At 66.9% G+C, this 25,111-nt stretch carries 18 protein-coding genes; 5 read left to right on the top strand and 13 right to left on the bottom strand.

The window, feature by feature from the left end:
• Both VFW45_11055 and VFW45_11050 read right to left on the bottom strand, forming a co-directional pair.
• The coding region (locus VFW45_11055) for a DUF4388 domain-containing protein (GenBank protein ID HEU5181324.1) at window positions 1-805 on the bottom strand (805 nt) is incomplete at its 3' end.
• A gap of 138 nt (window positions 806-943) precedes the next feature.
• Window positions 944-3,184 carry a SpoIID/LytB domain-containing protein gene (locus tag VFW45_11050; GenBank protein HEU5181323.1) on the bottom strand — a complete coding sequence of 747 codons (2,241 nt, stop codon included), beginning with the start codon at window positions 3,182-3,184 and terminating at the stop codon, window positions 944-946.
• 107 nt (window positions 3,185-3,291) lie between these two features.
• On the opposite strand from VFW45_11050, the gene VFW45_11045 reads away from it, so the two are divergent.
• Complete coding sequence (locus tag VFW45_11045) at window positions 3,292-3,963, top strand: HAD family hydrolase (GenBank protein ID HEU5181322.1); 672 nt, start codon at window positions 3,292-3,294, stop codon at window positions 3,961-3,963.
• Between the two features lie 37 nt (window positions 3,964-4,000).
• Here the strand turns inward: VFW45_11045 and folB are convergent, their stop codons facing one another.
• The 8 genes from folB to purM form a co-directional block, all read right to left on the bottom strand.
• Window positions 4,001-4,369, bottom strand: coding sequence for a dihydroneopterin aldolase (gene folB, locus VFW45_11040; protein HEU5181321.1), 369 nt, complete (start codon window positions 4,367-4,369; stop codon window positions 4,001-4,003).
• A complete protein-coding gene (locus VFW45_11035; GenBank protein ID HEU5181320.1) occupies window positions 4,366-4,743 on the bottom strand; it encodes a hypothetical protein in 378 nt (125 codons plus the stop codon). Before VFW45_11035 ends, folB begins: the two co-directional genes overlap by 4 nt.
• 25 nt (window positions 4,744-4,768) lie before the next feature.
• Window positions 4,769-5,953, bottom strand: a complete 1,185-nt coding sequence (locus tag VFW45_11030; GenBank protein HEU5181319.1) for a threonine synthase — start codon at window positions 5,951-5,953, stop codon at window positions 4,769-4,771.
• Between the two features lie 13 nt (window positions 5,954-5,966).
• Entirely contained in the window at window positions 5,967-7,058 is a 1,092-nt protein-coding gene (locus VFW45_11025) for a hypothetical protein (GenBank protein ID HEU5181318.1), read from the bottom strand.
• A gap of 6 nt (window positions 7,059-7,064) precedes the next feature.
• The gene (gene tyrS, locus VFW45_11020; GenBank protein ID HEU5181317.1) at window positions 7,065-8,291 is read right to left on the bottom strand and encodes a tyrosine--tRNA ligase; all 1,227 of its coding nucleotides are present in this window, start codon (window positions 8,289-8,291) and stop codon (window positions 7,065-7,067) included.
• Window positions 8,288-9,004 (bottom strand): DNA repair protein RadC, encoded by a 717-nt coding sequence (gene radC / locus VFW45_11015; protein ID HEU5181316.1) that lies wholly within the window; start codon window positions 9,002-9,004, stop codon window positions 8,288-8,290. The genes tyrS and radC overlap by 4 nt, the downstream gene beginning before the upstream one ends.
• A gap of 133 nt (window positions 9,005-9,137) precedes the next feature.
• Window positions 9,138-9,764, bottom strand: coding sequence for a phosphoribosylglycinamide formyltransferase (gene purN, locus VFW45_11010; protein ID HEU5181315.1), 627 nt, complete (start codon window positions 9,762-9,764; stop codon window positions 9,138-9,140).
• The gene (gene purM / locus VFW45_11005) at window positions 9,761-10,852 is read right to left on the bottom strand and encodes a phosphoribosylformylglycinamidine cyclo-ligase (protein HEU5181314.1); all 1,092 of its coding nucleotides are present in this window, start codon (window positions 10,850-10,852) and stop codon (window positions 9,761-9,763) included. Before purM ends, purN begins: the two co-directional genes overlap by 4 nt.
• Window positions 10,853-11,313: 461 nt before the next feature.
• On the opposite strand from purM, the gene VFW45_11000 reads away from it, so the two are divergent.
• Window positions 11,314-14,439 carry a MopE-related protein gene (locus tag VFW45_11000; GenBank protein ID HEU5181313.1) on the top strand — a complete coding sequence of 1,042 codons (3,126 nt, stop codon included), beginning with the start codon at window positions 11,314-11,316 and terminating at the stop codon, window positions 14,437-14,439.
• 896 nt (window positions 14,440-15,335) lie between these two features.
• Window positions 15,336-16,460 (top strand): mechanosensitive ion channel family protein, encoded by a 1,125-nt coding sequence (locus tag VFW45_10995; GenBank protein HEU5181312.1) that lies wholly within the window; start codon window positions 15,336-15,338, stop codon window positions 16,458-16,460.
• Window positions 16,461-16,514: 54 nt separating this feature from the next.
• Here VFW45_10995 and VFW45_10990 read toward each other — a convergent pair whose 3' ends face one another.
• Window positions 16,515-16,883: a DUF4440 domain-containing protein gene (locus tag VFW45_10990; protein HEU5181311.1), complete on the bottom strand. Its 369-nt coding sequence runs from the start codon at window positions 16,881-16,883 to the stop codon at window positions 16,515-16,517.
• 271 nt (window positions 16,884-17,154) lie between these two features.
• On the opposite strand from VFW45_10990, the gene msrB reads away from it, so the two are divergent.
• The gene (gene msrB / locus VFW45_10985; GenBank protein ID HEU5181310.1) at window positions 17,155-17,691 is read left to right on the top strand and encodes a peptide-methionine (R)-S-oxide reductase MsrB; all 537 of its coding nucleotides are present in this window, start codon (window positions 17,155-17,157) and stop codon (window positions 17,689-17,691) included.
• A gap of 27 nt (window positions 17,692-17,718) precedes the next feature.
• On the opposite strand, the gene VFW45_10980 is transcribed toward msrB, so the two are convergent.
• A complete protein-coding gene (locus tag VFW45_10980) occupies window positions 17,719-18,900 on the bottom strand; it encodes an FAD-dependent oxidoreductase (protein HEU5181309.1) in 1,182 nt (393 codons plus the stop codon).
• On the bottom strand, window positions 18,897-19,772 hold the full coding sequence (locus tag VFW45_10975; protein ID HEU5181308.1) for an alpha/beta hydrolase: 876 nt from the start codon (window positions 19,770-19,772) through the stop codon (window positions 18,897-18,899). Before VFW45_10975 ends, VFW45_10980 begins: the two co-directional genes overlap by 4 nt.
• Before the next feature lie 307 nt (window positions 19,773-20,079).
• Here VFW45_10975 and VFW45_10970 point away from each other — a divergent pair.
• Window positions 20,080-25,111, top strand: a 5,032-nt coding sequence (locus tag VFW45_10970) for a DUF6531 domain-containing protein (protein ID HEU5181307.1), incomplete at its 3' end; no start/stop codon positions are given.

The following is a 25,111-nucleotide window of genomic DNA, read 5'->3' as shown; positions in this document are numbered from 1 at the left end:
AACGGTGCAGGTAGGCGAACATCTCGTTGTAGCGGCGGACCAGGGGGAGCGTGCGATCATGCGAGGCGGCGTCGGGAGCCGACTGGAACGCCCGCATCTTGAGGTAGCCGGAGGAGAACAGGAGGAAGACGACCCGCAGCGTCTCGGCCCGGCCGATTTCGCTGCTGCGGACCACCTCCGCCAGGCTGCGCTGGCCGTCGATGAGCGACAGGACGTAGCGCTCGTGCGGCTCCAGGGGCAGCGTGCCGGCCGCCTCATGGAGCGGGATCGCCTCGAACACGGCGCCCTCGGAAGGCATGCGCTCCGAGAAAAGCGACGTGTTGCGCACCGAGCGGATTCCCTCCCCCACCACCTCCAGGATCGGCAGACCCAGATCCATGCCACCGCCGGGAACCTGCGCTCCCTCGTGGAACTGGAACTCTCCCGCGTCCCACTCGAACAGCTCACCCACGATGTGCTGCGCCTGGCGGCGCCGCGCCTCCCAAAGGCTCCTGGGAGTCAGGATTCCCGCCTCGACCAGGACGCGCGCCGTGCGCTCGCCCTGGCGCTCGCGCTCCAGCAGAGAGTCGCGCTGCTCGCGCGACAGCTTCCCTTCGCGCAGCAGGAACCCCGACAGGTCGCCATCCGTCTCGTTGGAAAGCGTGGCCGCGATGCGCCCGTCCTGCACCTGCAGCGACACCTCGCGCTCGCCGTCCTTCAGCACCAGCACGCCGCGACGGTTCAGCACGCGCAGGAATTCCAGAACGTCGGAGATCGACAGCGCCTTCAAGCGGCCGGAGAAGCTGCCGTCTCTCGCCGGCGCCACCGGCCTCGAAGCTTCGTCTTGTCTTGGCAGGTCGGAAGTGGGTTCGGTAGAGCGATTCATCCGCGGCGATGATATGACAATCTCCGGTCGGCATTCAACCTTTCGAAGGCGGGGACGGCGGGTTTTGCGGCCGGGCTTTCAGTAGATTCGAAGGAGATCGATCCCGGGATAGTAGTGTTTGAGGATGGTCACGTAATCCGCCCCGCGCAGGGCCATACCGTAGGCGCCGACCTGGCACAAGCCGACGCCATGGCCCCAGCCCTTGCCGGAAAACAGAAAGGCGGCCACCGAGCCGGAAGGATCCATCTGTCGATCGATGGTGAAGAGGTTCTCACGCAACCCCAGCGCCGTGCGGATCTTGAAGCCGTTCAGGAGGAACGTCCCGCGGCTGCCGACCAGCTTGACCTGGATGACGCGGCCCGAGACCCCCCTCTTATTGACGATCACGTCCTGCAGCTTGCCGAGATCGACCCGCTTCTTCACCAGGTCCTCGAGCTCCTGCCGGGTATAGCGCTCGTCCCACCGGTAATAGCTGCTGGAGCGATCGTCGGCGGCGCCCAGCGTCGTCGCGCTGAGGATGAGAACGTCGACGTTGCCACCGCTTCCCAGGTGGAAGGTCACCTCGTCCCCCAGGTCGAGGCTCAGCTTCGGCACCGGGTAGCTGCGGCCGCGAACCGAGCGGTACAGGCAGACGCCGGGAAGGATCGGGTGGGTGTCGGGGACCCCTTTCTGGCTCACTTTCAGGACATTGCCTTCGACGCCGCGGAAGGTGGCGCGCTCCAGCCTCCAGGTCTCGAATTCCTGGGCGATCGCCGCGATCCAGGAGAGCACCGTGGCGCGCGTGGGGCGTGAGCTCAGGTGCAGCGCGCCGTCCGAGTAGGGAGCGAGGATCCCGCGGCTCAGCAGAAAGGCGACGTCGCGCGCGTCGGCCGCCGGTACGGCCGCAGCGTCGGAGACGTTCAGCACGAAGGGAAGGTCCCGCTCGTCCAGGCTGATCTGGGCCCGCTCCTCCCACCCGAACGAGTGGATCATGAACCGGCTCCATTCCAGGATGTCGCCCTTCTCGAAGCGGAAATTGGCGGGCGCCCGGCCGGCACCGATGACGCCGAACGCCCGGAGCCACCAGCCGAGCCCCTCGGAGGGGACCGCCTCTTGAAGCAGGAATTTGCGCTGCAGCGCCTCTTCGCCGACGACCCCTGACGCGAAGAGCAGGGCGAGCTCGGACCCGAGCGGATTCGAGGTGACGTTTTCGAACCAGGGGAGATTCTCGCGCCCCGTCACCACCATCGGAGACGCCTTCTCCGGGTAGCAGTCCACCCCTTTCAGGTAGGGTCCCTTCTGGTCGGCGAAGACATTGACCCCGTCCTCGGTGTGCCCGCCGCAGGTGGAGGTGTACAGCGCCTTGATCGGGACCCCGCCGTAGCTCGCGATATATCCCGCCGTCTCCTCCACGGCCCGGTTCGTCAGCGGATGCTCGGAGGAGAAGCCCTTGTAGACCTGGCAGGAGGGGGAATCGCACAGGTCGAATCCCGATTCGGAGAACTGGCCCCGGTTGGCCGCGATGTAGGTCCGGGCCGCGACCGCCTGCGCCTTGAGCGCCTCCAGCTCCGGGTAGACTCCCGGGCCCATCTCGTTGGGCACCACCCCCTTCAGGTAGTCCTCCACCGGCAGCTTGTTGATCACCTTCAATCCGTCCCCCAGCAGCCGCACCTCCAGCGTGCCGCGGTACGGCAGCCCATTCACCTCCACGGTGCCCCCCGTCGCCGCCGATTGGGCCACGAATGACTTCACGTCGATGACGTGGGAGTAGTAGCGCGAATCGACCAGGCGGAGCCGCGCCTTTCCCGAGGCAGGGGCGGGCTCCTCGGCGACCCAGATCTCGGTGAGCCCTTCCTCGAGCAGCCGATCGGTGAGCGGCGAGGCCTCCTCGCGGCGCGCGAACTCCCCGACGCGCACGCGGTAGGAGTTGCGATCGGGGTTGAAAGAAACGACCACCGGATCGGGAAGCGTCTGCTCCAGCCGATCCTTGAGGGCGTCGGCCTCGGCCTGCGTCCCGAAGGAGCCGACCTGCACGCGAAAGACCGAGCGCGCCGCGGTCCCTTTGGGAAGATCGACGATCACCACGACCGGCTCGTCGAAGCGCGCCTTCCACAGCGGCACGCGCCGCGTCGGGTGGAGCAGCAGCAGCCCCCCGGCCGCGGCCAATCGCGCTTCGGCCGGCTCGGTCGACAATCCGATGCGGACTTCATTGAGAGGGGCCGTCGGCGCCGGTGCGGCCGGCGCAGGCGTGGAAGGCGCAGAGGCCGAGGCCGCGGGCGCGGGCTGCGTGGAGGCGGCGACCGGCTGTCCCTGTTGTCCTTCGACGATCTTCGCCGGCAACGTGCCTGCGGCGGCGATCAGAATCAGGACGCGGGCTGCGCGGTGGAAGCGAATCGTTCTCGAGCCTCCTCGGCCAGGAGGCGAAATCTTAGCATAGAATATTTTGCATGCCTGAACTCGACACGGCCCGCATCCGCGGGATCGTCTTCGATCTCTGGAACACCCTCGCCTTCAACGATCACCACCCGAACCCGCTGATCGCTCTCGCCGACGCATTCCACCTGCGCGGGCGTCCGGGATGGTCGAAGATCCTCGAGACGGCGATGATGTTGCGCCCCTTGCCAGGCATCGAATCCGGAATCGAAGCCCTGGAGCAGGCCACGGGAAAGACCCTGCCTCCCGGCGGGGCCGCCGATCTCGCGCAGCTCTGGAGCACCGCCTGCAGGAAGACCCGCTTCTTCCCGGACGTCCCGCCGGCTCTCGAGCGCCTTGCGGGGCGATACGGGCTCGGACTGCTGTCCAACACCCAGTCGTTCGATATGGAGTTCATGGATGAGACCTCTCTCCCCCTGAAGGCGCGGCTTTTCTCCTTCGAGGCCGGACTCCTGAAGCCGGATCCGGAAGTGTTCGCACAAATGGCGGCGCGTCTCGATGCTCAGCCGGGGGAGCTGCTGATGGTGGGCGACAACCTGCGGGACGACGTGCGCGGGGCCGAGGCGGCCGGGATGCAGGCGCTGCTCATCCGTCGGCGCGGCGCGGAGCTCTCCTTCGTCGAGGCGCATGCCGATCGCCGCCCTCTGTCGAGCTTGTGGCAGCTCGTGGAGATCCTGCAGGCTTGATTGCATCGGATGGGCGGCACCAGGAAGGCCGTCCCGATCAGCTCCGCGGCCGGGAGCGGCGCAGCTCCACCCCCACCGACTCGACGATGCCATCCAGAACCGGCGTCTCCTTGCGTACCCGGATCAGAATCTCTTCCGCGGGCACCGCGTCGAACAGGGCCGCGACGATCCTTCCCGCCAGCGCCTCGATCAGGCGGAACGAGTCTCCCCTGCCGATCTTCTGGACGATGCGGTGCACCTTGCGATAGTCGAGGGTGTCGGCGATGCGGTCCGTGGCGATGGCACGCGAGTAGTCGAAGGTCAATTCGAGATCGATGGAATAACGACCGCCCACCTCGCGCTCCATGCGGGTGAGCCCGTGATAACCGTGGAAGCGGACGCCGGAGAGGAGGATCTTCTCCTTCATTTCCCCTTCTCCCGGCCTTCGAAAGCCTTGCGCGTCGCTCGGTCGAGGGCGCTCCCTTCGCGCGGCGTACAGGCGCAGTGGCCTCCCTTGTGCGTGGAGACGTGGCCGTGCTGCGAGCAATCTCCGTCGCATCCGCCGCACAGGTGATCGGTGCAGACCCAGCGCACGACGCGCGGCTCCTCACCTCCTTTCTCCTTTTCCTTCTCCTTGGCCGCCTGATCGGCTGGCGCGCCGGGGGGCTTCTGCGGCGCATCGGCCGCGACCGCTCCGTCCGGCTCCGATCCGAGCGCGCGCCCGCCGCAGGCGAGCGCCGCCGCCAGGCAGGTCGCCAGCAGCGCCAACCCCAGAATTGCCATCAGCCCCCTGGCATGCATCGCGGGCATCCTCCGGAAAAGCGCCTCATCCTGGTCCCGGGGCGGAGGCGCTGTCAAGGTACTTCAGCCCGGTGCCGGTGTTGAAGACCACCGCGCGCTCGCCCGGCCGGATCGTTCCATCGCCACACAGGCGGCGCAGCGCCGCGACCGTCGATCCTCCTTCCGGACAGGCCAGGATTCCCGCCGAGCGCGCCAGAGAGGCGGAACCCTGCTCCATCTCCGTGTCGCTCACCGCCAGGGCCGTGCCGCGCGTGGCGCGCACCCCCTGCAGGATCAGGCGGTCGCCCAGCGGTGCCGGCACGCGCAATCCCCAGGCGCGGGTCTCGGCGTCTTCCCAAGGCGAAGCCGCCTCTTTCCCCTCCTCAAAGGCGCGCACGATGGGAGCGCACCCCTGGGCCTGGACCGCCACCATCCGGGGACGTCGCGGTCCGATCCAGCCGAGCGCTTCCATCTCGTCGAAGGCCTTGACCATGCCAATCAGCCCGGTGCCCCCGCCCGTGGGGTAGAGGATCCAGTCGGGCAGCTCCCATTCGAGCTGCTCGGCGATCTCGTATCCCATCGTCTTCTTTCCCTCGATGCGATACGGCTCCTTCAGGGTCGAGACGTCGAACCAGCCGCGCCCTTCCCCTTCCTTCTTCATGGCGGCGGCACAGTCGCGGATGGTCCCCTCGACCGGCACAACCCGCGCTCCGTAGGCTTGCGCCTCGTCGAAGAAGAGCCGCGGCGTGTCGCGCGGCAGGAAGACGTGCACCGGGATTCCGGCCGCCGCGCCGTAGGCCGACAGGGCCGAGCCGGCATTGCCCGCGGAAGGAATCGAAAGCGCCTTCACGTCGAAGCGCTTCGCCATGGTGACGGCCATCGCCAGGCCGCGCGCCTTGAACGAGCCGGTCGGATTGCACCCCTCTTCCTTGACCCACAGATCCCGCAATCCCAGCTCGCGCGCCATCGCCGGTAGAGCCAGCAGCGGCGTGCCTCCCTCGCCCAGAGTGACCGGCTCAGCCGGGGGAAGGACTTCCCGCCAGCGCCACAATCCGGACGGGCGGTCGCGCAGCGTCTCCCGCGACATCTTGCCCGGCTCCAGCCGATAGCGCGCCAGCAGCGGCGCGCCGCAGCGGCACACGCCCGCCGGCCCGCCGGCCGTGTAGGAGAGATCGCAGCGCGAGCATTCGAGATGATCGAACAGCGAGGACTGGGAAGCGGATTCCCTCATGCGCGCCAGCCCTTCAAGGAAGCGTCTGAGGTCGCGCCGGGAGCCGGGACGAGGCATACCAGAGCCGGAGAGTCGCCTCCGCCGGCTTCCCCTGAGGCGTGAAGCCGTCGTCGGCCGCGCTCTTCGAGACGTCGAAGCCCGGGAACCACTTCCAGGCGTAGATCCCCTTGAGCCAGGGCTTCCTCCAGACGGCGCGGAACATCGCCTCGTAGCAGCGTGCCTGCAGATCCAGATTGATCCGATCCCCCGTCTTCCAGAGCCACGGCTGGACGGCGGCACGATCGGCGCTCCGGTATCCAACTTCGGTGAGCACTACGTCGCGACGGTGCTGCTGCGCCACCTTCTCGAGGAGCGCGACCGGCCCCTTCCATCCGTCCAGGAGATCCTGCAGCGTGGGGTCCGCCTTGTCGGTGAGGGGGAAATAGGCCTGCACTCCCGCGAAGTCGAGCGCGTCCCAGAAGGGAAGTGCCTCGAACTCGTGGTCCCAGTTGGCGGCGTAGGTCAGCTTGCCGCGATAGGCGCGCCGCACCTCGCCGATCAGGGCGCGCCACTCGGCTTCGTGCCCCAGGGTGGTTCCCTGAAGCTCGGTGCCCACCGCCAGCGCCTCGAACGAATGCTTCTCGGCCAGCTCGGCGTAATGCAGGATGAACTTGCGGTAGGAGCGGAACCAGGCTTCCCAGTCGGATGGGGAGCGCATGGCAATCTCCCCGCTCCAGACGCTGTCGTGCCAGCCCGCGACCCAGAGGTGCGGCTTCAGCAGCGTGCGGACGCCCGCTTTCCGCGCCGCGAGCGCCGTGGCAGCGAGCCCCTCGTCGGTCTCCCCCCAGTAGACGTCGCCTGCCGCGGCGATTCGGATCTCGGGAGAGTCGGCGCCACGCATCCAGCCGAAGGGCGTCTGGGAGATCCATTCCACGTGATCGCGCTGCAGCGGCCCGAAGACGTCGGGGTCGATGCGGCGGCCGGCCACGAAGCAGACGCCGCGCATCTTGCCGTCGCGCGCCAACCGATCCTCCGGCTTCGCGGCCCTCCCGGGAGAGAGCTTCGGGGGAAGGGCGGCCGCCGGGGACAGCAGCAGGAGCAGGATGAAACAGGTGGCGGCGCGCATGGCGGATCAACGGAACCGGATCCTGACGAAGCGCCGCTTGCCGACTTTCAGCAGGTGCTCCGCCGGCGCGGCGGCCGCCAGCTCGAAATCGGAAGACTCGACGCGCGCGCCGTCCAGCGCCACGCCTCCCTGCCGGATCAGGCGCGAGGCCTCGGCGTTGGATTTCGCCATCCCGGCGAGGACCAGCAGCTTGGGGAGCCAGAGCGGTTCGGCCGAGCAGGGGAGCTCCAGCGACTCCACTTCGTCGGGCGTCTGGCGTGATACGAAGATGCGCTCGAACTCGGCCTGAGCCGATTCGGCGGCATGCGCCGAATGGAAATCGGCGACGATCCGCTTCGCGAGATCCTGCTTCGCCTGCTTGGGATGCACCTCCCCCGAGGTCACCTTCTCCCGGAGCGCGGCGATCTCGCCCAGCGAGAGATCGGTGCACAGCTCGTAGTAGCGCCACATCAGATCGTCGCTGATCGACAGGACCTTGCCGAAGATCTCGCGCGGCGGCTCGTCGATCCCGATGTAGTTCCCCAGCGACTTGCTCATCTTTTCGACGCCGTCGGTTCCCTCCAGCAGCGGCATGGTGAGGACCACCTGCGGCTCCATGGCGAACTCGCGCATGATCTCGCGGCCCACCAGGAGGTTGAACTTCTGATCGGTCCCTCCCATCTCGACGTCGGCTTCCAGCGCCACGGAGTCGTAGGCCTGCGCCAGCGGATAGAGGAACTCATGGATGCCGATCGGCTGGCTCGCCTTGAAGCGCTTGGTGAAATCGTCGCGCTCCAGGATGCGCGCCACGGTGTATTTCGAGGCCAGCCGGACCCAGTCGTAGGAGGTCATGCTCCCCAGCCAGCGGCTGTTGAACTCCACCCGCGTCGCCTGGGGATCGAGCAGCTTGAAGACCTGCCGTCGATAGGTCTCGGCGTTGGCGTCCACCTGCTCGCGCGTCAGGGCGGGACGCGTCTTCGATACCCCGGTCGGATCGCCAATCAGCCCGGTGAAGTCTCCAATCACGAAAATCACCTCGTGCCCCAGGTCCTGGAAGTGTTTCATCTTCCGGATGAGGACCGTGTGGCCGAGATGGATGTCGGGGGCCGACGGATCGAATCCCACCTTGACGCGCAGCGGCCTTCCGGCCGCCCGCGAGCGCTCCAGCTTGGCGAGCAGCTCCTCCTCGCGCAGGATCTCCACCGAGCCTTTCTTGAGGATTTCCAGCTGCTGCGGCGCGGGGAGGAAGCTCACAGGACGCCGCGCTCCTTCAGGCTCACGTACCCCCTGGTGCTCACGATCAGATGGTCGGCCAGGCCGATTCCCATCAGCTCGGCGGCGCGGGCGATGCTGCGGGTGAAATCGAGATCGTCCCGGCTCGGCTCCAGGCTGCCGCTCGGATGGTTGTGAGCCAGCACGATCGACAGTGCCGAGCTCAGGATGGCGGGCTGCAGGATCTCGCGCGGGTGCGTGCGCGTCGTGTTGAGCGAGCCGACGCTGATCGTCTCGCGGCGGATGAGGAAATTCTGGGCGTCGAGATAGAGCCCGACGAGGTGCTCCTTGCGGGCGCGCTTCAGGTCGCGCACCTGCTCGTAGGCTTCCTGGGGCGAGCCGACGCGGAATTCCCCCTCACCGGATTTCATGATGCGCCGCGCCAGCTCGAAGGCCGCGGTGAGCTGGCAGGCCTTCACCTTGCCGACGCCGCGGCTGGAGCGCCACCCTTCCAGGGTGAGGCCCGGAAGCCCCTCGGCGCCGTGGCGGCGCATCAGATCCTCCGCCACCTTCAGCACGTTGTCGCCCTGCACGCCGCTGCCCAGCACGACGGCCAGCAGCTCGGTGTTGGTGAGGGCCCGGACCGAATACTTGAGCATCTTCTCGCGCGGCCGGGCGATGGCAGGCTCCAGATCGGACAACCGCGGGCTCTTCGCGGGGACCGGCTGGGGACGTGAAGCTTCGTGAGTTTCCATGAGCGTCTCCGGCGGCCCTCCGCCGCGCCTCCCCAGCAATCCGCGTGCCCCGGCTCCCCGGGCATCGCCACGGTCTCTCTGTCACATCCCGTCACGGCGGAACGCCGGGCCGTCCGCTCGCAGACGGCCGCAATCACCTGTCCGCCCGCGGCAGGATGCGCACGCGCCTTCCCTCCACCCTGAGGCGGTCCTCGAAGAAGAGGCGGACGGCTTCCGGGTAGATCCGATGCTCCTCTTTCAGGATCCTCTCGGACAGAGACGCCGGAGTGTCCTCCGGCTCCACCGGCACCGCCGCCTGCAGGACGATCGGCCCGGTGTCCACGCCGGAGTCGACCAGATGGACCGTCGCCCCGGCGAGGCGTACCCCATGCTCGAGGGCCTGCCGCTGCGCGTCCAGCCCGGGAAAGGCCGGCAGCAGCGACGGGTGCACGTTCAGGATTCGTCCGGCGAATGCCTTCAGGAAGACCGGCGTGAGCACCTTCATGTAGCCGGCGAGGCAGACCAGGTCCACCCGGCGCTCCTCCAGGGCGGCCACCATCCTCCGGTCATGCTCGTCGCGGCTGGCGTCGGAGCGCGAATCGACCACCACGGTCTCGATGCCGTGCTCCTGCGCCTTGCGCAGCCCTTCCGCGTCGGACCGGTTGCTGAGCACTACGGCGACCAGGGCTCCGATGCGTCCCGACTCCGCCGCCCGGACGATCGCCTCCATGTTGGATCCGCGCCCCGAGATCAGGATGCCGATGCGGCCGTCCGCCTTCAATGGCGCGATCCGGCGAAGATGACGCGGCGGTTCCCGGTGACCACCATCCCGATCTCCGGAACCTTCTCCCCCTTCCGGCGCAGCAGGCGCAGCGCTTCGTCCAGCTGCGCCGGCGCGACGATCAGGACCATGCCGATCCCCAGGTTGAAGGTGCGGCGCATCTCGGTGTCGGAGACGTTCCCTCCTTCCTGGATCATCGTGAAGATGGGCGGGACCTTCCAGGCGGCGGGATCGATCTCGACGGCGCACCCTTCGGGAAGGATGCGCGGGATGTTGTCGGTGAACCCTCCCCCGGTGATGTGCGCCATCCCCTTGATCAGGCGGCGCGCCAGAAGAGGCCTCAGAATCGGCAGGTAGGAGCGGTGCGGCTCGAGCAGCTCCTCGGCGAGCGTCCTTCCCAGCTCGGCCATCCGCTGGGAAAGCTTGAGCCGCAGAATCTCGAGCAGCACCTTGCGCGCCAGGGAGTAGCCGTTGGTATGCAGTCCCGAGGAGGCGAGCCCCAGGAGACGATCGCCGGGCCGGATGCGCGAGCCGTCGATGACGACCGAGCGCTCCACTACGCCGACGATACATCCGGCGAGATCGTATTCTCCCTCCGCGTAGAAGCCGGGCATCTCGGCGGTCTCGCCCCCGATCAGGGCGCAGCCGTTGGCTTTGCACGCCGTGGCGATGCCGGCGACGACTGATTCGAGGATCTCCTTGTGGACCTTGCCGGTCGCCAGGTAGTCGAGGAAGAAGAGCGGCGCGGCTCCCTGCACCAGGATGTCGTTCACGCAGTGGTTCACCAGGTCCTGCCCGACGGTGTCGTGGCGCCCGGCGGCAATCGCCACCTTCAGCTTCGTCCCGACGCCGTCGATGCTGCTCACCAGGACCGGCCGCTTCAGGCGCAGCTGCCCCAGATCGTAGAGTCCTCCGAAAGCGCCGATTTCGGTCAGGACGGCGCGCGAGAAGGTCTCCTTCGCCAGGTGCGAGAAGCGGGCAACGGCCGACATCTTGGCGTCGATGTCGACGCCGGCGTCACGGTAGGACACGGCGCGCGAAGGGATTTTCCGGGTAGTGACTTCACTGCGTCGGGCGGTCCTGGGCATGGAAGCCTTCCGGGAGGGGGCGGAAATCCTTCTCTCCGCCGCGGGAAAGCGCGGATTATGGCACACGGCTTTCCGGGCTGTCAAAACTATCTGATTGCAGCGAAAAGGGTTGGCGGAATATCGGAGTGTGTCGAAAAAGAGCGGAAAGTGCTCTCCAGCACTGGAACCTGAGGCCGGTTTTGGCTAGTATGTCGTTGCCAAATCCACTGTTTCGACGTACTTGGAGAGACTGCCGGCTTGTTCTTGGCGCGCGGGCGAGCAATGGTGAAGTATTGCGCTCGAGAGGGGCCTGACAGCTGATGCCTCACCCACGCTCGACTTGTGCTCCGCGATCGCGTGTCGTCACACCGGTTGCCGTTCTCCTGGCTTCCTTGCTTCTGTTGTCCTCACTTCCCGCTTCCCCGGATGACGAGCAGGCCCCGGCCGCACCTTCTCCCCGCGTCTCGCAGGAGGTTGCTGCCATGGGGGCGGGCGGTCCCGTGCGCGTCATCATCTATTTAGATCTTCCCGATGCGGCCTCGCCGTCGCAGCGCCGCGCCGACATCGCGCGGAAACAGGACGAGGTGCTGCGGGCTCTCACCGCCAATGACTTCACGATCCGCTGGCGCTACGCCACGGTACCGGCGCTGGCCGGGGACCTCCACGCCGGCGGGCTGGCGAAGCTTTCCGCCCTTCCCGGAGTGCTGAGCGTCGACCTCGACATCCCGGCGCAAAAGCACCTGGCCCAGTCCGTCCCCATCATCAATGCCGACGACATGCATGCTCTCGGCTGGCGGGGACAAGGGGTCACGGTGGCCATCCTGGATACGGGGGTCAATGCGGCACATCCCGATCTCTCCGACGACATCATCGCCCAGGAATGCTTCTGCACCGGCGGCTGCTGTCCCAATGGCAGCAGCCGGATGTCGGGGGCCGGGTCGGCCGCGGACGGAGACGGTCACGGAAGCAACGTCACCGGGATCGTGACGGCCAACGGGGTCGTATCCTCGATCGGCGTGGCCCCGGACGCCGGCATCGTAGCGATCAAGGTCCTGGACAACAACGGAAGCGGTTTTCTGAGCGACACGGTAGCCGCCCTTGATTTCGTCGACAATTTCCGTCCCGACGTGAAGGTCGTGAACATGAGTCTGGGAGGCGGTCTCTTTCCAGGAAACTGTGACGACGTCTCCAGCACCACCCGGTCCTTTCGCGACGTCATCAACAGCCTGCGCACTCACGGGGTGACGACTTTCGCTTCTTCGGGCAACGATGCCTCGGGAACGCTGATGAGCCTTCCCGCCTGCATCGCCAACTCCATCTCCGTGGGCGCCACCTACGATGCCAGTCTGGGAAGCCTGAGCTGGGGCGTTCCGCTGTTGTGCACCGACTCCACGACCGTGGTCGACCAGGTGACCTGCTTCTCCAACAGCAACTCGACCACGGATCTCTTCGCTCCGGGCGCGCTCATCCGCTCCTGCGGCACGGGCGCGGGCGTGGTCACCTACGGCGGGACTTCCCAGGCCTCGCCGCACGCCGCCGGCTGCGCCGCCGATCTCCTCTCGGCAATCCCTTCGCTGACGCCGGCGCAGATCGAGACCGCCCTCGAGACTTCCCCCGTCCACGTGATCGCCCCGCAGAATTCCCTGTCGTTTCCGCGACTCGACTGCCGGGCGGCCCTGATTTCCCTGGGCGCGTGCGTCGATCTCGATCAGGATGGCTACGGCCAGCCCGCCTCCAGCGAATGCCCGCATCCCCAGGCCGACTGCGACGACTCGCATGCCGCCGTCTACCCCGGCGCCCCGCAAATCTGCGACGGGTTGAACGACAACTGCAGCGCCCCCGGCTGGCCCACCGTCCCCGCCAACGAGGTCGACGCCGATGCCGACGGCAGCCCGCAGTGCGCCGACTGCAACGACGGCAACTCGACGGTTTACCCCGGCGCGCCGCAGCTGTGCGACGGGATCAACAACAACTGCAGCGCCCCCGGCTGGCCCACGGTGCCGGCGAACGAGCACGATGGCGACGGCGACGGCCGCCTCGCCTGCAACGACTGCAACGACGGCAACGCCGTCATCTACCCGGGCGCCCCCCAGGTGTGCGACGGCTTGAACAACGACTGCCAGCACCCCCTGTGGCCGTCGCTGAGCTCGACCAACGAATTCGACGACGACAACGACTCCTTCTCCGAGTGCCAGGGAGACTGCAACGACAACAACTTCCGGGTCTATCCCGGGGCGCCGCAGATCTGCGACGGCAGCAACAACAATTGCTCCGCCCCCGGGTGGCCCTCCCTGGCGGGCACCAACGAGCTCGACGACGACAACGACTCCTTCTCCGAGTGCCAGGGAGACTGCAACGACGCCAATAACAAAGTCTACGCCGGGGCGCCGCAGATCTGCGACGGATTGAACAACAACTGCACGGCCACCGGCTGGCCATCCCTGGCGGGGACGAACGACGCTGACGACGATGGAGACTCCTTCAGCGAGTGCCAGGGAGATTGCAACGACGCCGCGGGGACCATCTTCCCCGGCGCGACCGATCTATGCGACGGATTGAACAATAACTGCCTGGCGCCCGGCTGGCCGGCTCTGGCGGGGACGAAGGACGCCGACGACGACGGCGACGGGAGCAGCGAGTGCGCCGGCGACTGCAATGATGCGGATCCTTCCACCTACGCCAACGCGCCCGAGTCCAACGACGCCCGGGACAACCAGTGCACCGGGCAACCCGGCTTCGGGGTCGTGGACGAGGTCTCCGGCATCTTCGGCTTCAACACTTCCGGCTCGAATTCGCTTCTTTCGTGGCCGCCGCAGGCCGGCGCTTCCGGGTACGAGCTGCAGCGCTCCGGAACGCCTTTCCCGTCCGCCAACCCCTATGTCCTCTCAGCGACCATGTCCGGCACGACGAGCTACTCCGATCCCAGCGTTCCGCCGGCTGGGACAACCCTCTACTACCTGGTCCGGGCGCTCGCGCCGAATCTCGGTAGCTGGGGGCAGAAATCGAACGGTCAGGAGCGAGCCGGCATCGCACAGCCCGAGACGCAATGCGCCGACACGCTGGACAACGACGGTGACGGCCATGCCGATTGCGCCGATCCCGACTGCTTCGTCCAGGCAGCCTGCGCACCGGCGGTCTATTCGTTCACCGACACCGCCGGGGACGACGTGACCGGCACCAGCCTGAAAGATTTCTTCAACGCGCATCCCGCCGCCGCGTCGGATTTTCTCCTCTTATCCATCACCGGGCCGGGGCTCACCGATTACGTGCTGTGTGCTGAGCACGCCGATTTCTATCGCAACAGCTACCTGAGCCTCGCCGACGCCGGTGGCACGGCCAGCTCGGGCTCCTGGAACCGCTGGACCTTCCAGGAAGGGGGAAGCTGGAGCGCTCCCGAAACGGCCTCGTTCGAGAATCGCTTCGGCGCGAATTGCGTCGATGATCGCTCCTGGTGCCCCGAGGACCTGCTGGCGAACCGCAGCGTCGCCCTCCTGCCGGAGCAGATCGATCTGTGCGAGTCGCTCGATTTCTATGACGGCTGCAGCACCGGGTCCTGGGTCGTGACCGTGAAGATTGGCCACACGCGCCTGGCGACCTGCGGGTTCTAGCTCGTCAATCGGCTCTCGCATCGCCCGGTCAAGCTCGTCCAGCTCCGGATGGTCTCGCGGCCACGGCGCGAGACGCCGGAGTTTCAAATCGTCATCTTTTTGTCGCAATGCTGGAACGCGCGGAATTCGACGTTCCTTTCCCGCTCAGCCTGGTAGGAATGCCGTCGCGGTCGAAATTAGCGCGACGGAAGAATTCCCGCGGAATTCATGTATTGGGGAAAATCTTCGGTCTCAGGAAGGGTGTGAAGTTCGGGGGAACGACGTCTTAGCGGGATCCCGACCCCGAGCCGCGCTCCAGGCTGCGAAGCAGCCGGCGCAAAGCCACCGGATCCCAGTCTCTCCGAAGAAGTACGACACGGCCCGAGGTGCATGAGCGCGCGCCCCGGGAGGGGTGAGAGGCCTCCAGAAGGGCCGATTCCCAGGAGCGGGACCTCCGGTTTCGCCGCAGGGTGTGGGCCACAGCGCTTTTCGATGACATTCGCACGTCTTCTCCAGCCGACCGGGGAGATTCTACGGGATTCGAGACCCAACTCCGAAGGAAAACTCCGAAAGGCGCGGTGGTGGCTCCGCGCGCAGGATCGGGTTTTCGCCCGACAGTCTTCATTACGCAGAAGCGCTCCCCGAGGTTCCAACCTTCGACGATTTCCGTCCAAGCTGTTGTTCCGGCGATGCGTCGCTGCGCGAGTTACGCCGAGGTTGCGGATACGTAATCGCTCTTACATCGATGACGTCGAGCCGACCGGATTAGGGCGCGTCGAAGGGGCGCGTCAGGACGGCGGCGTAACTCTGCAAGCAAGGGACCAATCGACGGCCGAAGGCAACGTGATTTAGGATACGCGACATCACCGTGGCGCTGCACCGCGCAGCCGTTCTCTTGCAGGAGCCGAATCGATCCCATGCCCTCCTTTCTGGCGGATACACCGATCGGCGATTGGCTGAGCTCCCCATGGCTGATCGGAGCGGCAACCTTCCTCGTCTGGATGGTGCTTTTCCTGGTGCTCCGGCGCTTCGTGCTGCGCTCCCTGACGCGCATGGCGGCGCGCACCAGCTGGACCTGGGACGACGTGATGGTCAAGGCGCTCTCGGGACCGCTCCTGCTGGCTATCCTGTCGAGCGGCCTGCTGGTGTCGGAGCGGATCCTGCCTCTCTCCCCCGAGTGGGATCGTGCGCTGGATGTCCTGCTCACCGCCTCCCTGGCCCTGGGACTGGTCGTTTTCGCCGACCGCGTGTTCCGCGGCCTGCTGGATCGCCTCGCGGGAACTCATCCCATCCTGCAGGGGACGAAAGGGCTGGTGCAGGGGCTGGCCCGCGGGGCGCTGATTGCGCTCGGGCTGCTCATCTTCCTGGACAGCATTGGAATCTCCATCACCCCGATCCTGGCCTCCCTCGGGATCGGCAGCCTGGCCGTGGGCCTCGCGCTGAAGGACACCCTGGCGAACTTGTTCGCGGGAATCCAGATGATCCTGGATGAAACCGTCAAGCCCGGCCACTTCATTCGGATCGAGGGATCGATCGAGGGAACGGTGACCAGGATGGGATGGCGCGCCACGCGCATGCTGACCAACCAGAACACCACGGTGATAGTGCCCAATGCCAAGCTCACCGAGAGCGTGATCACCAGCTTCAGCCTGCCCGCACCGGAGGTGGACGCGCGCCTGGAGCTGGGGGTGCACTTCGACAGCGATCTCGACAAGGTGGAGAGAGTGGTCCTGCAGACGGCGCGCGACATCGCCCGGCGCTTTCCCGAGGCCGCCACGGGGGCGGAGCCGCGCCTGCGGTTCACCGACCTCGGTGATTCCAGCATCAAGCTGGCCGTCATGCTGCGCGCCCGGGACCATGAAGGGAGCCTGGTCCTGAAGCATCATCTGATCAAGACGCTCCCGGCCACCCTGGCGCGCGAAGGAATCGTCATCCCCTTTCCGACGCGCACGCTGGATCTGCCGCCCGAGAGGGTCGAGGGGCTGCGCCCCATGCCGCCGGGAGACGATCATCCGGCCGATGCCGCCGGACGCACGGAGTGAAGCGGAAGGAGAAAGCCAGAGGGAAAGCGTGGGCGGGATCGCCCCATCCAGTGTCTAGCGGACGATGTCGGTGCTCTGCAGGACGTCGATCAGCCACTGGTGATCCTGCTTCAGCACCACGCAGCTGACGACTCCGGTGGCCTTGGATCCGATCTCGGGGTCGGCGGCCCAGCGGAAGACGGCGGTACGGACGTTGCCGTGGTCGCGCACCGTGACGGGGCCGGAGAGATGTACCCGGGAGACGCTGGCGGGATCCCGCAGCAGCTCGCCGATGGCCAGCCGCCCCAGCCGGCAGTCTCCCTCGGAAGTCAGGTAAGTGGCCGCCGGCGTGAAGTGATCCGTGAACGCCCCTTCATCCCCCCGATTCCAGGAATCGAGCAGACTCCGGACCAGGCTCGTGACTTCCTCGTCGACCTGGGGCATTCGACACAATCCTAATCGGTGGGCAACGGCGCTCGTCGCCTGTCCGCGGGCGGAAGCGGCGGATCGTCCGGGGCGGATTTTCCTCCCGATCCGCCACGCGACGCAACCCGCCTCACGGCGCTGAAGATTTCCTGCAACTTCGCGGACCGAAGAGCATCCGAAGAAAGACGGGGCCCTCTTCTGGGGGCACGACCTGCCGATCCGATAAGATAGGTCCCGGGCGCGGCGCCTCCGATCGGCGCCGCCGTTGATTCCGCGAGACGAGGGCGGCATGAACCGGCGTGCTTTCATCAAATACGGCCTGGCCGCGGGAGCCGGGCTCCTGGCCCTGCCGATTGTCACGCCGTCCAAGGAGGACAAGCCGATGCATCAGGATCCCACCGCGCTTCCGGGCGGCAAGCTGGAAAAATCGAAGCAGGAGTGGAAGAAGATCCTTCCCCAGGAGCGCTACGCGGTGCTGTTCGACGAGAAGACCGAGCGGGCCTTCACCAGCCCGCTGAACGACGAGAAGCGGACCGGAATGTTTCTGTGTGCCGCCTGTCTCATGCCGCTGTTCAGCTCGCGCGACAAGTTCGACAGCGGCACCGGCTGGCCCAGCTTCACGCAGTCGCTGCCGGGAAGGCTGGGGACCAAGACCGATTATTTCCTGATCCTGCCGCGCACCGAGTATCACTGCGCCCGGTGCGGCGGCCATCAGGGCCACGTCTTCGACGACGGCCCGCGCCCCACCGGCAAGCGCTTCTGCAACAATGGCGTGGCGCTCGAGTTCGTGCCGGAGGGGACCGCGCTTCCCGAGCTGAGGCGGTGAGCTCGAGCTGAGGGCATTACCGCCATCTCACAGGTGGTGGCGGGATTCTTCCTGGCCCCGGTCGGCGCCATCGTTCGAACGCCAGCGAAAGCGGTGGCGCAGTGGCGAAGGACGATCTTCCACGACGTCCGCGATGAGCCGTCCCAGCAGCGGGGCGAACTTGAAGGCGTGTCCGCTGTCGCCCGAAGCCACCACGAGACCTGCCGCATCCGGATCCTGATCGATCCAGAAATGCTCGTCGCGCGTGTCGCAGTAGAAGCAGGTCCTGCGCTCGGCGATCGGCAGCGGCGCCAGCGTCGGGAAAGTCTCCTCGAGGAAGCGGCGCAGCGAAGCTTCCTGCGATAGGGCCTGAGCCGGGTCCGGATCGCGAGGTCCGGCGGGGTCTCTCTCCTCCCCCATTCCATGATTGGCGATCTTGACGATCCCGTCCCGATTCATCGGGAAGCCGTACCATCCCGTGTTCGAGATGTCGGCGGTGAAAACCGGAAACAAGCCCTCGAGATAGAGACGGCGGCTGGGGGGACGGAAGTGGTAGATGGGATGGGCCGTGGCCCGCAGCGATCCGGCCAACCGGGGCAGGAGCTTCGGCGTCCAGGCTCCGGCGGCGACGACGACCCGATCCGCCGCGAGCTTCTCGCCGTTGCCGGCAATCAATCCGGTGATGCGGCCGCCTGATTCGGAGAGCTCGCGCAGGGTCGTCTCCGGCCGGATTTCCACCCCTTCCACGCGCGCCATCTCGGCAAGCCGCGTCACCACACGGCCGCTCTCCGCATAGCCGCCCTCGCGCTGGTAGAAGCCATCGGTGTAGGTCTGCGCTTTCCAGGCGGGGAACCGCCGACGGAGATCGGCCGGCGCCAGCCTTTCGGGCTGCTTGCCGCGCGCCTCCAGGACCCGGAAGCTCTCGTGCTCGAAGCCTCCCGGCCGCATCGGCTGGCGGGTCAGGGACAGGACTCCCGTCTCGTGGAACAGGGGCTCCATCCAGCGGCCGTTCCAATCCCTCCAGATCGACAGCGCCTCCTCCATCATCTCCGTGTAGGTCTCATCGCTTCCGTAGGCCAGGCGCACTACCTTGCTGATGTCGGTCGAGGCGGCCAGAGGATGCGGCAGCGGTCCCGGATCCACGAGCAGGACATCCCAGCCGCGGGCTCGCAGCTCGCGCGCCGCGGTCACGCCGAAGATCCCGCCTCCCGCGATGATGCTCTTGCTCATGACCCTTCCTTCCCTGGGCTTTCGATCGGAGCGAGGAACTCAGCGACCTTCTTCTTGTATGCGGCTGGATCGAACTCGAAGAGATCCTCGCGCCCGGCCTTTTGCAGGATCCACAAGGTGGTCGGGTAGGGGCCGGCGTGGAACAGTGCCGACATGCTGGAGGCAGGAATCGTCTCGTCGAGAGCGCCGTATCCCAGGAGGACCGGGCAGCGCGCGCGGCCCAGCCGCTCCACCGGCGCCAGCTCCGACGGTGTGAACCCGAGGCGCGGCCGGACCTGCATCAGCACCAGCGGAGAGAGCAGCGACGCGAGGGGGCCGGTGCGCGCGCGCACCTTCGCACGCACCGAGGTATCGAAGCGATCCGGCATCTGCTCGAGCACCGCCGCGCGCACCCCCTGCCAGTCATCCACCGCCATCACCGCCGCCGACGCCCCCGCGCCCTTTCCCTGAAGGACCACTCCTGCCGCGTGCTCCTTGAGGAACGACAGTGCCGACGCCACGTCCAGGCGCTCGGCAAAGCCGCCGCTCATCCGCCCGGAGCTCTCGCCACAGCCGCGAAAGTCGAACAGGAGCACCCCGTAGCCTGCGTCGTGCAGCCAGCTCGCGCGCGGCATCATCTCGAGTCGATTGGCGCCGAGGTCGTGCAGCAGCAGGACCGCGTCGGCGCGATCCCCCGCCGGCCACCACCAGCCCTTCAACACGACGCCGTCCGAGGCCGTGAAGCTGACTTCCCGGGAGCCGGAGGGTGCCGCCGTCCCCTTCCATGGGCCGGACGCGGGCATCAAGATCCAGGAGCCGATCCCAAAAGCCGCCGCCGCTGCGGCAACCGTCGATACGGCCAGGATCAGGAGCAGCCGTCGCATCTTCCTCACGGGCAATTCTGGGCGTTCGGAGGGCGCATTGTAGCAGATGCTCCCGACGCGCGTTCGCCGGCGCGCCGGCGTGCACGCGAGCGTTCGCCCGCGAACATCGGCGCTCTGGAGCATGCCCACCTTCCCCGCGATCCCTCACGCGCCGAAGTCGAAGCGAATCAAGGCGTAATCCACTCGCACGCCGTGGTGAAGAGTCCCAGGCGCCCTGCGCGGCGACGGGGCATGTTTCCTGCCCTTCCGCACGCGACGGAAAGCGGCCGCGCCAGGTGGCCGCATCGTCGCCAATGGTCCTATGCGGAGGGTTCGAATGATCCGTCGCCTGCTGCTGCCGGTTCTCCTGCTCGTCTTCTCCTTCACCCGGATCGAGGCGGGGCGCAGCCGCTGCGACCTGGGCGGCACCTGCGCCGCCGAGCAGCCGCTGCCCGATTTCGGCCCCGACCTGAACCCCGACGTTCCTCCGGGGGGCGGGCCCCCCGTTTTCTACCTGCGGGACCAGGAGCCTTATCGAAACCCCGACAAGGGGCCGCTGGGAGTCATTCTCTCCACCGGCGAATTCCAGCTGAGCGTCACCGATCTGGAGATTCCGGGAAGAGGCTTTCCTTTCCGGCTGACGCGCACCTACCGCAGCCGCAAGGACGGGGAGAAGAGCCTGCTCGGATACAACTGGACGCTGAACCTCGACGAGTACCTCACTCCGGGAGTGTTCACGGCCGACGGTCACACCTACCCCGCGGTTCAGTGGAAGCTGGGGAACGGCTTCAGCGACGTCTGGGTGGGCTATCCGGGCGAGACGGGGTACCGCCCCTTCCAGGGGTTCTTCGGAAAGCTCCGCACGCTGGGGCCGGGCCAGGGATACCAGATCCGCACCCCGGACGGCACGGTGAAGACTTTCGGACGGCAGGTCGTCGACCATGACGGTCATCTGATCTGGATGCTCACCCGGATCGAGGACCGCGCCGGCAATGCCATGACGCTGCAGATCTCCCCCGCCGGCGTCGTCGGCTCGGTGACCGACACGCTCGGGCGTGCCATCCATCTCAGCTACACGCCGGAGGGGAGGCTCGCGAGCGTCACCGACTTCGCGGGACGGACCGTCATCTATGCCTACGACGCTCGCGGCGACCTCGTCAGCGTACGATCGCCCGTTGTCGTGGGGACTCCGAACGGCAATGACTTCCCGGCCGGCAAGACCACGAGCTACCGCTACCTCGGATCCGCCGGCTGCGCCGAGGAGGCGCTGCGCCACAACCTCCAGGCGATCACCGATGCCCGCGGCCAGACCTTCCTGGTGAACGCCTACACCTCGATCGCCGATCCGCTGTGCGGCACGCCCGGACTTCCCGCCGATACCGTGGCTTCCCAGGAATATGGCGGAGGAGTGCCGGCCCCGCGCATCCAGTACTCCTACGGGCCGGTCCCCGCCGGGTCACTCCCCGATGCCAACGTGGTCACCACCGAGGCCACCGTGATCGACCGGGCCGGGAACGTGCAGATCCACCGCTTCAATCCGCAGGGAAACCCTCTGAGCATCGAATACCACACGAACCGGGGGGTGCGCAGCTTCGCGGGAGGAATCGATGAGCCCGACTACATCGTGCGCAACCTCTACGTGGTCGACGACCACGGCAACCAGCCGATGCTGGTCTCGCGGCGGACCTCCTCGGGCGGGCTGACTATCGACCCGGACGGCTCGTTGACCCCCTATGCAGAAGGAGTGACGGAAGAATACGTCTATTACGATCAGCAGGGGCTTTCGGCGCATCCCGACGTCTTCAGGAAGGGAAATGTGGAGCGCATCATCCGCACCCCGGGATCGCGCGGAGCGCCGGCAGGACAGACGCAGCAGGTCACCGAATTCGAGTACGAGCCGCTGTTCAACCAGCCGGTCCGGATCCGCGATCCCCGCGGACATGCGACCCGGATGACCTACGACTTCCAGGAGCGCGCCTACGCCGATCTCATCGCCGGAGCTCTTCCGGCGGCGATCGATACGACCTGGTGGTCGAATGGCGAGATCTCGGCCTGGATGAGCCTGCCCGGCAACTCTTCCCTGGGCGACGTCAACGGCGACGGCAGCGTTTACAGCCGTCGCGGCAGCCTGCTGCGGTCCGAGGAAGAAGGCGCGGTCCTGGCGGCGGACGGTGCGCCCAGCGGACCGATCGCCACACGGATGCGCTACAACCCTTTCGGCCTGCTCACGGTCCAGGTGGATGCGGAGGGGAGCGAGACGCACCTGGAATACTTCCCGGAGCGCGATCCCGATGGCGACGGCGCTGTCTCGCCGCCGCCTCCCGACGGGCGCTCGCTCGGGGCGGCCATCGGGAGCAATGGCGGAGGCTATCTCAGGTCGAAGCTGCTCGATGCGACGCCGTCGCCGCCGCGGACCTCTCCGGTCCCGGCGAATGTCCTCCTCGCGTTCACCTACGATCGCGCCGGCAACGTCACGAGCTCCACCGATGGCCGGGGAATACGGACCGACTTCAGCGTCAATGCCCTCAACCAGGTCGTGCAGATACGGCACGCTGCCGCCGTGCCGCCGGGACTGATCGCCTTCGGCTACCTCGAGCAGCTCGACTTCGACGCCAACAACAACTTGTCGCGCCACCGCATCGAGCAACGCGACGATCCCGGCCAGGCGCCGGGGCAGGGCCGCTGGATCACGACCGAGGCGGCTTACGACGCTCTCGACCACAAGACCCGGGAGACGGTCACCACCGGCGACGCCATTCCCCTGACCCTCTCCACGCGCTTCGAATACGATCCGAACGGCAACCTCGTCAAGACGGTCTCCCCCGCCGGCAGCGTGGTCCTGCGGCGCTACGACGAGCGCGATCTCCTGTTCCAGGAGGCGGCGCTCAAGCAGTGCGTCGAGCCGAGTGCCGTCTCCTCGATCTGCAACAGCTTCGATCCCTTGATCGATTCCGTCACGCAGATCGACTACGACGGCTCGGGGGAAATCATCCAGGCCGCGGATCCCGAAGGGCACGTCTCCCGCAGCGCCTATGACGGCTACGGCAGAAAAGTCGCCGCCTTCGATCCGGCCTATCAGAAGACCACCTTCGAGTATGACGCTGGAGACAACCTGCTGACCCGCGTCTTCTACGGGACGCTCGGAGGAGCCACTCCGTCTCCCTCCGGCCCGCCGCCATCCAGCTATCCCGAGCTGGCCCGCCAGAACAATTACCTCGACGAGCTGGGGCGGTTGCGCCGCACGGATCGCCGCTTCTTCCGCTACCTGGGGGCGGCGCTCATCCCCCTGGCGACCGACGGTAACGCCGGACTGATCACCGTCCCGCCCGGGGATCCCCTGCCGGCGGCGGGCGACGGCTGGGTCACCAGCCTCGTCTTTTACGACCGTCTCGGCAGGACCGTGCGTGCCGTGGATGACAAGGGGCACGCGTCCGAGATGCGCTATGACGGACTGGGAAGGAAGATCAGGGTCCTCATGGCCGCTGCCACTCCTTTCGTCTTCGACCCGACGCATCCGGACGACGGCCGCAACTCGGTCGAATATGCCTACGATGCAGGCAACAACCTCATCGAGACGACCGAGACCGAATATGGCGCCGATCGGGCGGGCGGGACGCCTCGGCTCCTGCCGCCGCAGCAGCATCTCAGCCGTTACAAGTTCGACGCCTTGGATCGCCGGATCGAGGCCCGCCTCGTCGGGCGCGTGGGAGCCCCCGCGGTCGATCTCGTCTCGACCGTCCTCTACGACAGCCGCGGCAACGCCATCCAGCAGACCGATGCCGCCGGCGGCAGGACCAAGCTTTTCTTCGACGGCCTCGGCCGCCTGACGCGGACCGAGAGCGGCTACCTCTGGAACGGCACCACGGAAACCATTCCGTCCAACCTGATCAACGCCGCGAATCCCGACGGCAGGATCACCACGCGCTACACCTACGATCTGAACGGCCTGATGACCTCGGTCCAGGACGACAACAGCCGGCTCACGACCTACGGATACGACGCCTTGGACCGTCGGGTGCGGATTACCTATCCCGACGGCAGCACCCGACTGACGGGCTTCGATCGCGACTCTCTGGCCATCTCGGACGAGCAGCGCAACCCGCAGGGGTACCGGCTGTCGGTGGCCACTTCCTACGATGGCCTGCATCGACCCACCCTGAAGGAGGTGGACAGCTCGGCGGCGCCCTGGGTGAAGGGGACCAGCAGCCAGGCGTTCCAGTACGACGGGCTGGGGCGGATCACGCTGGCGCGCGACGATGCCGGCCCGGCGGACGGCTTCATCGATTCGGAGGTATCGCTGGCTTACGATTCGCTAGGAAATCTCCTGCGTGAGATGCAGATTTGGCGCAGCAACGAGTCGGGAGCGCTGGCCACAGGAGTGAATCTGGTCAATTCGGTCTATGATGGCACCGGCTTCCGGACCCAGGTGACCTATCCCGGCGGGAGGACCGTGAGCTTCCTGCCGGACGAGCTGAACCGCCCGGAGCGCATCGTGGACAGCTATACCGGGACCACGACCTATGATTTCCTCGGGGCCGGCCGTCTCCTGAACCGCATCGGCCCGAACGGCACGCGTCTGACGCTGCTCTCCGGTCCCTCGGACAGCGTCGGGCAAGGGTACGACGACGCGCGCCGGGTCATCGATTTCGCCAGCAAGCTCGACTCCACGGGACAGGACCTCGTCCGCTACGCCTATGGGTACGATCCCGCCGGGAACCGCACCTTCGAGCGCCGCATCCACGAGCCGTCCGGCTCCGGCTGGAAAGGAGAGTCGTTCTCTTACGATGCCGCTTACCGGCTGATCTCACGCCGGGAAGGAATCCTGGCCGAGTCGGGATCTCCCCTCGGCGCCGCTGCCTCCACTCAGGAATACACGCTCGACGGTGCCGGGAACTGGCGCTCCCGCAAGGAGAACGCGTCGACCTACAGCCACTCGGTCAATTCCCTGAACCAGTACACCCGGTTCAATGGCCCCTCGGGCGCGCGCTCCCTCTACTACAATTTCCTGGGGAACCTGGAGTCGGAGTCGATCTCGCCGGATGAGAGCCGGCAGTACGGCTATGACTTCCTCAATCGCCTCGTGACCGTCCTGGGCGGCTTCTACAGCGAGACCCGTTATCGCTACGACGCGCTGGGTCGCCGCATCTCGAAGAGCGTGAACGGCCATCCGACCCGCTTCGTCTACGATGGTGACCGGTTGATCGAGGAGCGGGACGAACGGAACAGCCTGACCGCCAGCTACCTGTTCGGTGCAGGGAGTGACGAAGTCCTCTCGCGGCGGCGGTTCACGGCAGGGTTGTCCTCCGACCTCTTCTATCATTCGAACGCGCTGGGGTCGGTCACGGCCGTGACCGACAGCTTCGGACAGG

It is taken from the genome of Candidatus Polarisedimenticolia bacterium (assembly GCA_035764505.1).
Taxonomy (GTDB): domain Bacteria; phylum Acidobacteriota; class Polarisedimenticolia; order Gp22-AA2; family AA152; genus AA152.
Note: the sequence above shows the minus strand (reverse complement) of the source record. Positions and strands in the feature narration are given on the sequence as shown.